The sequence below is a fragment of the Microbacterium sp. MEJ108Y genome (assembly GCF_000834175.1).
GTDB lineage: Bacteria > Actinomycetota > Actinomycetes > Actinomycetales > Microbacteriaceae > Microbacterium > Microbacterium forte.
On record NZ_JXQX01000022.1, the window covers coordinates 98,893 to 108,962 of the forward strand.

Sequence of the window (10,070 nt, forward strand, 5' to 3'; positions counted from 1 at the left end):
CGCGTCAGCGCCCCTGGGTGTGAGCTGCGCACATCTGCCGAAGTTTCTCGAGGATGCCGAATTCCCACCCGACACTCAGCCTTAACGATATATCGTTGACTATCGCTCACCACTTCCGGGAGGTCATCATGAACAACGCATTCCCCTCGAACCCGTTCGGCGGATCCGGCTTCGGCTCGGGCCCCGGCGGACCCGCATCCGCGATCTTCGATGCCATGGACCAGCTCCGCAAGACGTTCGAGCAGCGCCCCAGCGGCGGCTCGCGCATGGCGAAGGGAGACGTCCGCACCGCGGTGCTGTCGCTGCTCGCCGAGAAGCCGATGCACGGCTACCAGATCATCAACGAGATCGCCGATCGCAGCGGCGGTTCGTGGAAGCCCAGCGCAGGCTCGGTCTACCCCACGCTGCAGCTGCTCGCCGACGAGGGCCTCATCGAGGCCGATGAGCAGAACGGTCGCAAGACCTACTCGCTCACCGAGGCCGGCCGTGCCGTCGCCGCCGAGCACACCGAGACCCCTGCCCCGTGGGAGTCGCAGTCGAAGGGCGAGGGCTCGCACGACAACCCCCGCTACAGCGCACTGCCGAAGGCCGGTGTCGACCTCGCGGCCGCCGCCGCAGCGGTCGGTCGCAGCGGCAGTACCGAGCAGGTGCAGCAGGCGGTCGAGATCCTCGATGAGGCCCGCCGTAGGCTGTACTCGATCCTCGCTCAGGACTGATCGCACACGACCCAGGGACGACACATGACGGATGCTGCGGCGCAGGGCGCCCACCGTGCCCGGTACCGCCGCATCCTGTCGTTCGCGGCGCGCGAGTTCATCAAGGTCTGGTGGTTCGAGCTCGTGCTGCCGCGCTTCGGCATGAGCTCGATCGCCGAGCGCACCCGCGCCCCGCGCATGCAGCGCTTCGCGAAGCGGTTCCACGTGCTCGCGGTCGAGCTCGGCGGACTCATGATCAAGGTCGGGCAGTTCATGTCGTCGCGCCTCGACGTGCTGCCCCCTGAGATCACGAAAGAGCTCGAGGGCCTGCAGGACGAGGTTCCGGCGGTGCCGTTCACCGGCATCCGCGCGGCCGCCGAGGCCGAACTCGGCATGCCGCTGGAGCAGGCGTATGCCTGGTTCGACGAGAATCCGGTGGCCGCGGCATCCCTGGGCCAGGCGCACCGAGCCCGCCTGTCGGCGCAGGATTCCGTCGACACCGGACTCGCGAACGTCGTCGTCAAGGTGCAGCGTCCGGGCATCGACGAGATCGTCGCGGTCGACCTCGCGGCGCTGCGCCGCGTCGCTCGCTGGGCGATGCGCGTCAGGCTCGTCAGCGACCGCGTCGACGCCCCCGGCCTCGTCGAGGAGTTCGCCCAGACCAGCCTCGAGGAGATCGACTACCTGCACGAGGCCGCGAGCGCCGAGCGGTTCCGGGAGAACTTCGCCGGGGATGCTCGCGTCGACGCCCCCGAGATCGTCTGGGAGCGGTCGACGCGCCGCGTGCTCACGCTGTCCGACGTCACGGCGATCAAGATCAACGACACCGATGCTCTGCGTGCGGCGGGCATCGATCCGTCGGAGGTCGCCGACGTGTTCGCGGAGGTCATGTTCGATCAGGTGTTCACGCACAGCTTCGTGCACGCCGACCCGCACCCCGGCAACATCTTCGTGACGCCGGAGCCGGCATCCGCCACCGGCAGGAACTTCCGCCTGACCTTCATCGATTTCGGCATGATGGCCGAGGTGCCGGACAACCTTCGCGACGGCCTGCGCACGCTGCTGATCGCGGTCGCCGGTCGCGACAGCCGCGGGCTCGTCACCGCGGCGCAGGAGATCGGCGTGCTGCTGCCGTCGGCCGACACCGCCGAGCTCGAACGGGCGCTCCGTGCGCTGTTCGCCCGCTTCGGCGGCATGGGCTTCGCCGAGCTGAGCAAGGTCGACCCCCGTGAGTTCACGGACTTCGCCGATGAGTTCGGCGACATGGTGCGCTCGCTGCCGTTGCAGCTGCCCGAGAACATGCTGCTGCTGATCCGCGCGGTGTCGCTGACCTCGGGCATGTGCTCGAGCCTCGATCCCTCGTTCAACGTGTGGGATGCCGCCGAGCCCTACGCCGCACGGCTGCTGCGCGACGAATCCGGCAACCTCATGCAGGACATGGCTCAGCAGGCCATGGAGACCGCCGCCGTCACATACCGCCTGCCCAAGCGCATCGACGCGATCATCACCCGCGTCGACGACGGCAACGTCACGTTCGACACCTCGGCCCTCGAACGCCGCCTCGACCGACTCGAAGGCATCGCGCGCCGCATCGGCTCGGGGGTGCTCTTCGCCGCGATGCTCGTCGGCGGCGCGCTGCTGGTGCCCTCGATCCCGCCGCTCGGCATCACGCTCATCTGCGTCTCGGCACTGCCCCTGCTGCACTCGGTCTTCGGCGGTCGCCGCCAGCCGCGCTGACGTCTGCTCGCGGCACCCGGCAATACCACCTCTCAATCGAGATGCGGCTGTTCGCGCGCGCCTCGTCCGCGTGAGGTTCGCCCGCACGCGCCGACCGAACCGTCACGTGTCATCCGTGAGAGTTCCGAGCACTCTCGGAGCAAAGAATCGTCGATCATAGGTGTCACCGGGTACTTGGCGGAGGATGCGCAGATCGACGAGTTGACCGACAAGCTTGTTCGCCCGCGTGTACGACAGGTTCAGATCTGACTCCACCTTTCGCACGGTGAAGGATGGATTGGCTACGGCAAGATCGACCAGCGCGTGGGCGGAGTCTGCTCGAAGGGTGGAGGCTCTCACGAGTTCTTTCAGTTCCGTCTGTACTGCCACTAGCGCGACCATTTGGCGACGGGTCTGATCCGCCGCGGCTTGCAGACCGCGTGCGAAAAAGCGTACGAAACTATCCCAGTCTCCGTCGGCGCTGACTCCGAAAAGCATGTCGTAGTAGTCCTGGCGGCGCGACTCAAACCAAGGTGACACCGTGAGCGTGGGTTCCTCGAGCACTCCACTGAGCTGGAGATGCAACACGATGAGGAACCGTCCCAGTCTGCCGTTGCCGTCGCGGAAGGGATGGAGAGTCTCGAACTGGTAGTGAGACATCGCAGCTGCAACGACTGGATCGATGTGACCGCCGTGAGGCCGCTGCATCCAATCGGCGAGATCGCGCAGGTTCGCCTCCAGCTGGAGGCCGGGGGGCGACGGGATGAATCGGGCCGCATGCGCGGGAAACCCGAGCACGTCGGCATCGGGACGTCTGCCGATAACGACCTGGTTGTCTCTTACCCGCCCCGATACGGCATGCAAGGGCGTGCCCCTCATCAGGACTCCCTGTAGCTCGCTGAGCAACGAAACGGAGATCGTCTGCCCTCGCGCGATCTTGTCGAACCCCAGGTTGGCCATTCGAACGTAGTTCAGGACCTCGACGAGTTCGGCGGTGGAGGCGTTGTTCTCGTCGGCTGTGAGAACGGCAGCCAGAGGAGCGTACGTCCCCTCGAGCGCGGAAGTGCTCTGTGCCTCTCTTCGCAACGTGGGCAGCCGGAGCAGCTGAGGGTTTGGTAGTTGCCGGGAGGTACTGTCGAGTGCGGCCAATGCCGCGCGGGCATCGGACACGGCCAAAAATGTTGCAGTGGTCAGATCGGGCATTTCGCTCGCGAGGGGCACCGGCACGAACGCTTTGTGGGCCCAGGGCCCGAGCTGGGGGTCGTGGCCGTCGATCGGCACGAGTGATCCCGTGGCTGAGTTTTGGAACATTCGAAGGTCCACAATGTAACTCTATGGCGTCATGAAGCACATTTGAAGTGCGGGAATGTTCCTTTCGTGTTAGCTAGGTCTGCTGTGATCGGAGCCTGTCCTCGGCACGGCATTCGATCCGGCCGCAGAATGCCGGCATGGGAGAATTGGTTCCCATGGACACTCCGGACGACACCCCCACCTCACGGACCGACGCTCCGAAGACCAACACCGCCGCAGTCCGACAGGCTGCGAAGGCCACGGAAGCCGCCCAGAAGATCGTCCGCGACATCGCGGCCGTGCCGCCGCGCGGCGTGCACCCCGCGCTCGTGCCAGGGGTCTCGGTCGAAGAGACCGGGCGCACCTATCGCACCGATCCGCTCGTCTTCGGCATCGCCGTCGCGCTGACAGTCGCCTTCATCGCATGGGGAGTCTTCGCGGGCGACAACCTCTCGGGCACGACGTCCACCGTGCTCGCATGGGTCGTCGAGTACTTCGGCTTCTTCTTCACGACGATCGCCACGGTCATCCTCGTCTTCATGCTGTTCATCGGCTTCAGCCGCTACGGACGCATCCCCCTCGGCCGTGACGACGAAGAGCCCGAGTTCTCGATGTTCTCGTGGATCTCGATGCTCTTCGCCGCCGGCATGGGCATCGGGCTCGTCTTCTGGGGCGCCGCCGAGCCGCTCACCTTCTTCGAGAACCCGCCGCCCGGCACCGTCGAGGCCGACACTCTCGAGGCCATGCACACCGCGCAGGCCCAGGTGCTCTACCACTGGGGTCCGCAGGCGTGGGCGTTCTACGCGCTCGTCGGTGGCGCGATCGCCTACGGCGCGTTCCGCCGCGGCCGCACCCCGTTGATCTCGTCGATCTTCGCCCCGCTGCTGGGTGAGGGCCGCACCACGGGCCCGCTCGGCCGCACGATCGACATCTTCTCGATCATCGTCACGCTGTTCGGCACCGCCGCATCACTCGGCCTCGGCGCACTGCAGATCGGCCACGGCGTCGAGATCGTGAGCGGCATCGGCGAGCTCGGCAACGGCGTGCTCATCGCCGCGATCGCCGTGCTCACGGCCTGCTTCATCGCATCTGCCGTATCGGGCGTATCGAAGGGCATCCGCGCGCTCTCCAACATCAACGCGGTCGTCGCGCTGCTGCTCGCCTTCTTCGTGTTCTTCGTCGGTCCGACGCTGCTCATCCTCAACGTCATCCCCTCCGTCGCCGTGCAGTTCCTCGGCGACCTGCCCGAGATGGTCGCCCGCTCGGCATCGCAGGGCGATGAGGCGCAGATGTTCCTGTCGAGCTGGACGATCTTCTACTGGGCGTGGTGGATCTCGTGGTCGCCGTTCGTCGGCATGTTCATCGCCAAGATCTCGCGCGGCCGCACGCTGCGCCAGTTCGTCTCGGTCGTCATCGTCGTGCCCGCCGTGATCTCGCTCGTGTGGTTCGCGATCTTCGGCACGACGGCGATCCAGCAGCAGATGAACGGCGCGAACCTCTCGGTCGATCCGCCGGAGGAAGTGCTCTTCGGCGTGCTCGAGAACCTGCCGTTCCCGCTGATCACCAGCATCGTCCTGATCCTGCTCATCTCGATCTTCTTCATCACCGGAGCCGATTCGGCCTCACTCGTGATGGGCACGCTCTCGCAGCAGGGCCGCCCCGAGCCGTCTCGCTGGGTCGCCGTGGTGTGGGGAGTCCTGGTCGGCGTGATCGCCGCGGTGCTGCTCGTCACCGGCGAAGAGGGCAGCGGTCTGAAATCGCTGCAGAACGTCACGATCATCGCCGCTCTGCCGTTCGCGGTGATCATGGCGTTCATGATGGTCGCGTTCATGAAGGACCTGCGGCGCGACCCGATGATCCTGCGCGAGCGCTATGCCCGCATGGCCGTGCGCCACAGCGTCATGGCCGGTCTCGAGGAGTACGGCGACGACTTCGCCCTCGTGCCGGTCGAGTACGACCACTCGGGAGACGACCTCGCCTGGATCGACGAGGCCGACGTCGACGACAGCCTGGCCGAGGTCTACGCGACGGCCACCGAGGCGATCGACATCATCCCCGCCGACGCCGCCAGCTCCACGGATGCGGATGCGGATGCGGATGCGGATGCGGATGCGGGTGCCGACCCTGCGGGCCTCGCCGAGCGCCCGTCCTGACTTCGGGTGCGATACCGGCCCCGCACGCGGGATCGGCCTCGGTGCGGGGTCAATCACGCATTCGAAACGGGTGTTTCCGGTGCGAAATTGGCCACCCACGCCGCCGAGGGTGCGAGATTGACCATCCACGCCGTCGGCGGTGCGAAAGTGCCGCGCACGCGGCTTCGCACCGGTGCGGGGTCAATCAAGCATCCGAAACGGCCGCCAGGGGTGCGAAATTGACCAACCGCGCCGCCAGGGATGCGAAACTGACCATCCACGCCGCCGCCGACGGGATCAGCCGAGCATCCAACCCCCGCGCGGCCCGGGGTGTCAGGCCACGGCCGGCGTCTCGGCAGAGTCCGCCTCACCGGGTGCGACGGTCTCGACCGGCACGGCCGCGGCGGCGGTGATCTTCGCCGCCATGCCCGCGAAGATGAAGCCGTGGAACGGCAGCACGCCGAGCCAGTACAGCCGACCGGCGAGCCCTCGGGGGAAGAACACGGCGCGCTGCTCGTAGCGCGACCCGTCGCCATCGGGCAGCGCGCGCAGTTCGAGCCACGCATCGCCAGGAACCTTCATCTCGGCGCGCAGGCGCAGCAGTCCGCCGCTCGCGGGGGAGGAGTCGGTCTTGCGGCCGGGCTCTTCGACGGCCTCGACGCGCCAGAAGTCGATGGCGTCGCCGACCCGCGCCTCGGCCTTGCTGCGGCGCCCACGGCGAAGGCCCACCCCGCCGACGAGGCGGTCCATCCACCCGCGCACGGCCCACAGGAACTTCGACGAGTACCAGCCGTTCGAGCCGCCGATGCCGATGATCACGCGCCACAGGCCGTCGACCGGTGCGTCGGTGCGCAGCTTGCGCGTGTCGGTGAACACCGTGCGACCGGCCCAGTCGGGGTCGCTCGGCAGCGGATCGCTCGGGGCGCCCGAGACCTCGGCATCCTTCCAGCTCGTCTCGATGGTGTCCGCGGCGTCGCGACCCAGCGCGAGCGAGACCGCCGTGCGATACGGGGTCAGCCCGCCGTCCGGCTGCGGAATGAGGTCGTCGATCGCGTGATCCTTCACGATGCACTCGTTCTGCAACGACGCGACGAGCGGGCGGGCGATCGACCGCGGAACCGGAGTCACGAGATTGACCCAGTGCGACGCGAGACCGGGGGTCAGCACCGGCAGCGCGGCGATCGCACGCTGACGGAGTCCGGCTTCGAGCGCGTATCCGTTCATCATCTGGCCGTATCGCAGCACGTCGGGTCCGCCGATGTCGACCGGGCGGTTCACGTCGTCGTCGACGCGGGCAGCGCCCAACAGGTAGTGCAGCACGTCGCGCACGGCGATCGGCTGGATGCGGTTGCGCACCCACTTCGGCGCCGGCATGTAGGGCAGCACATCGGTGAGGTGGCGGATCATCTCGAACGATGCAGACCCCGAGCCGATCACGACGCCCGCCTGCAGCACGAGCGTGGGCACACCCGACTCGAGGAAGATCTCGCCCACCCTCACGCGGGAGCGGAGGTGCGGCGACAGCTTCGCGTCCTCGGGATGCAGTCCGCCGAGGTACACGATCCGGCGCACTCCGGCCTTGGCCGCGGCATCCGCCACCGTGGTGGCCGCTCGTTCGTCGCTCTCTTCGAACCCCTTGCCCGCGGTCATCGAGTGGATCAGGTAGTAGACCACGTCGACATCCGTCATGGCCTCGGCGACGGCTTCGGCGTCATCGGCCGAGCCCTCGACGATCTCGCAGTCGGGACCCCAGGGGAAGGATGCCGCACGCGCGGCGTCACGGGCCAGTGCGCGCACCCGATATCCGGCGTTCAGCAGTCGCGGGGTCAGCCGCCCGCCGATGTATCCGGTGGCACCGAGCACCAGCGCGCGAGGTGCCGATCCGTCGTCGCGGGGGAGGGCGCGCAGGGCTTCTTCGTGCCCGGTGGGCTGCGTGAGCTCGGTCATGACTCGAGCGTAGGCGCGAATCCTGAAGTTTTCACTAGGCTGGCGAATCACTAGTTCACCTAGTAATCTTTTCACCGAGGAAGGGGAACCATGTCGACAGCAACGCAGTACCGCACACGCCGCGATCTCCGATCGCGCCGTCTCGTTCCGATCGACTCCGTCGACGTCGCTCCGCTCTCGGCCCGCGCGGCCGTCGGCCGTTCGACGGGGATCCGACGCGTCCCGGTGGCCCCTGCGCGACCGCCCCTCTGGAAGTCTGCCGGAGTCGCCGGCCTCATCGCGGTGATCGCCGCGGCAACCCTGCCGCTGGCGGCCTCCGCGCTCGACATCCCCCTGTGAGACGACATCACAGCACCCCGACTGCAGACCACCGCTGGTAAGAGAAAGGATCCCCCATGGGACTCGATGACAAGATCAAGAACACCGCGCAGGACCTCGCCGGCAAGGCGAAGGAAGCCGTAGGCAAGGTGACCGACAACGAGAAGCTCGAGGCGGAGGGCCGCGCCGACCAGGCGAAGGCCAACGTCAAGCAGGCTGGCGAGAACGTCAAGGACGCTTTCAACAACTGACGACAGTGACACAGAGCGGGGAGGCGGCGTATGCCGCCTCCCCGCCTTGTGTGCGGCCTGTCGTACGACGCGGATGCCGCAAGAGAAGGAAGATGGCACGATGTCCGATCCCCTGAAGAGCACCCCCCTGAGCCTGTGGCAGCGACTGATCCGTCGCCTGCGGCCGGTGACGGACGAACCGCGACGACTCACGGTCGACGATGTCACCGTGGTCGACCGCCCGATGCTGCGCCGCGCCGTCGCCGGCACCGTGGTCGGCAACCTCATGGAGTGGTACGACATCGGCGTCTACGGCTATCTCGCCGTGATCATCGGACGCGCGTTCCTGCCGGATGCGTCCGCCGGAGCGCAGTCGCTGTTCTCACTCGGCGTGTTCGCCGTGACCTTCGTCGCCCGTCCGCTCGGCGGCGTCGTGCTCGGCCAGCTCGGTGATCGTCTCGGCCGCCAGCGCGTGCTGGCCTTCACTCTGATCATGATGGCGGCGGCGACGTTCCTCATCGGCGTGCTGCCCGACTTCTCGGTGATCGGCATCTGGGCGCCGATCCTGCTCATCGTGCTCAAGCTCGCACAGGGCTTCTCGACCGGTGGAGAGTATGCCGGTGCCACGACGTTCATCACCGAGTACGCACCCGACAAGAGTCGCGGCTTCTATGCGTCGCTGCTCGACCTCGGGTCGTACATGGGCTTCGCGATCGGTGCCGCGTTCGTGTCGATCCTGCAGCTGACGCTCTCGGCGGAGACGATGCAGGGCTTCGCCTGGCGCATCCCGTTCCTCGTCGCGCTGCCGCTCGGACTCATCGCCATCTACTTCCGTCTCAAGATCGAAGACACCCCGGCGTTCCAGGAGGCGCAGGACGCGGCGAAGCGCGCGGCTGACGACGCTCAGGGCTCGCCGGATGCGCCGAAGGGCGTCATCGCGCTGATCCGCGCGTACTGGCGCGAGCTGCTCACGGCGTTCGTGCTCGTGGCCGCCGCCAACACCGTCGGGTACGCGCTCACCTCGTACATGCCGACCTACCTCACCGGCACTCTGGGCTACGACGAGGTGCACGGCACTCTGCTCACCCTGCCCGTGCTCGTGGCGATGGCGCTCTGCATCCCGCTCACCGGCAAGCTGTCCGACCGCATCGGGCGCAAGAGGGTGCTGTTCATCGGCTCGATCTCGGCGATCGTGCTCGCGGTGCCGTCGTTCCTGTTCATGATGCACGGCGAGATCTGGTCGACGCTGCTCGGGCTCGTGCTGCTGGCCTTCCCGGTGACGTTCTACGTGGCGAACCTCGCGTCGTCGCTGCCCGCGCTCTTCCCCACGTCGTCGCGCTACGGCGGCATGGGCATCTCGTACAACCTCGCCGTCGCGCTCTTCGCAGGCACCGCGCCCGTGGTGATGGAGGCGCTCGTGCAGCTCACCGGCTCGTCGCTGGCACCGGCCTTCTACGTGATCGGCACATCGGTCGCCGGCTTCATCGCCGTGATCGTGCTCAAGGAGTCGGCGCGCCGACCGCTGCCCGGCGCGATGCCGAGCGTGCAGACGATCGAGGAGGCCGTCGAGCTGGTCGAGACGCAGGAGGAGAATCCCGACCTCGATCTCGATGAGCTCTTCCCCGAGCGGGTGGCGGTCGCAGCGGATGCCGAGGGAGAGACGGACGCTCAGGCGAAGGGCGACGTCGACAGGGCCTGATCGGACCGTCGGGGGGCCGGCCGATCCTCGGCCGGCCCCCCGA

The 10,070-nt window shown here is 67.5% G+C and carries 8 protein-coding genes; 6 read left to right on the forward strand and 2 right to left on the reverse strand.

Annotated elements, in window-relative coordinates; all coding sequences use genetic code 11:
* The first annotated feature begins 128 nt into the window (after nucleotides 1-128).
* Both RU09_RS11610 and RU09_RS11615 read left to right on the forward strand, forming a co-directional pair.
* The gene (locus RU09_RS11610; protein WP_042540719.1) at nucleotides 129-716 is read left to right on the forward strand and encodes a PadR family transcriptional regulator; all 588 of its coding nucleotides are present in this window, start codon (nucleotides 129-131) and stop codon (nucleotides 714-716) included.
* Between the two features lie 24 nt (nucleotides 717-740).
* Nucleotides 741-2,432, forward strand: a complete 1,692-nt coding sequence (locus tag RU09_RS11615) for an ABC1 kinase family protein (RefSeq protein WP_042540720.1) — start codon at nucleotides 741-743, stop codon at nucleotides 2,430-2,432.
* A gap of 102 nt (nucleotides 2,433-2,534) precedes the next feature.
* On the opposite strand, the gene RU09_RS11620 is transcribed toward RU09_RS11615, so the two are convergent.
* Nucleotides 2,535-3,692: a Fic family protein gene (locus tag RU09_RS11620; protein ID WP_231567523.1), complete on the reverse strand. Its 1,158-nt coding sequence runs from the start codon at nucleotides 3,690-3,692 to the stop codon at nucleotides 2,535-2,537.
* Nucleotides 3,693-3,877: 185 nt separating this feature from the next.
* Here RU09_RS11620 and RU09_RS11625 point away from each other — a divergent pair, with 185 nt between their 5' ends.
* Nucleotides 3,878-5,854 (forward strand): BCCT family transporter, encoded by a 1,977-nt coding sequence (locus RU09_RS11625; protein WP_042540722.1) that lies wholly within the window; start codon nucleotides 3,878-3,880, stop codon nucleotides 5,852-5,854.
* Nucleotides 5,855-6,166: 312 nt separating this feature from the next.
* Here the strand turns inward: RU09_RS11625 and RU09_RS11630 are convergent, their stop codons facing one another.
* Nucleotides 6,167-7,780: an SDR family oxidoreductase gene (locus tag RU09_RS11630; protein WP_042540723.1), complete on the reverse strand. Its 1,614-nt coding sequence runs from the start codon at nucleotides 7,778-7,780 to the stop codon at nucleotides 6,167-6,169.
* Nucleotides 7,781-7,870: 90 nt separating this feature from the next.
* Between RU09_RS11630 and RU09_RS11635 the strand changes: the two genes are divergently transcribed.
* The 3 genes from RU09_RS11635 (at nucleotide 7,871) to RU09_RS11640 (ending at nucleotide 10,027) form a co-directional block, all read left to right on the forward strand.
* Nucleotides 7,871-8,119: a hypothetical protein gene (locus RU09_RS11635; RefSeq protein WP_042540724.1), complete on the forward strand. Its 249-nt coding sequence runs from the start codon at nucleotides 7,871-7,873 to the stop codon at nucleotides 8,117-8,119.
* Between the two features lie 56 nt (nucleotides 8,120-8,175).
* Entirely contained in the window at nucleotides 8,176-8,349 is a 174-nt protein-coding gene (locus RU09_RS18295) for a CsbD family protein (RefSeq protein ID WP_079112043.1), read from the forward strand.
* A gap of 100 nt (nucleotides 8,350-8,449) precedes the next feature.
* Entirely contained in the window at nucleotides 8,450-10,027 is a 1,578-nt protein-coding gene (locus RU09_RS11640; protein WP_082041109.1) for an MFS transporter, read from the forward strand.
* Nucleotides 10,028-10,070 lie beyond the last annotated feature (43 nt).

Coding starts and splice junctions, on each gene's coding strand:
- RU09_RS11610 (WP_042540719.1), top strand. CDS start 129: ATGAACAACGCATTCCCCTCGAACCCGTTCGGCGGATCCGGCTTCGGC.
- RU09_RS11615 (WP_042540720.1), top strand. CDS start 741: ATGACGGATGCTGCGGCGCAGGGCGCCCACCGTGCCCGGTACCGCCGC.
- RU09_RS11625 (WP_042540722.1), top strand. CDS start 3,878: ATGGACACTCCGGACGACACCCCCACCTCACGGACCGACGCTCCGAAG.
- RU09_RS11630 (WP_042540723.1), bottom strand. CDS start 7,780: ATGACCGAGCTCACGCAGCCCACCGGGCACGAAGAAGCCCTGCGCGCC.
- RU09_RS11635 (WP_042540724.1), top strand. CDS start 7,871: ATGTCGACAGCAACGCAGTACCGCACACGCCGCGATCTCCGATCGCGC.
- RU09_RS18295 (WP_079112043.1), top strand. CDS start 8,176: ATGGGACTCGATGACAAGATCAAGAACACCGCGCAGGACCTCGCCGGC.
- RU09_RS11640 (WP_082041109.1), top strand. CDS start 8,450: ATGTCCGATCCCCTGAAGAGCACCCCCCTGAGCCTGTGGCAGCGACTG.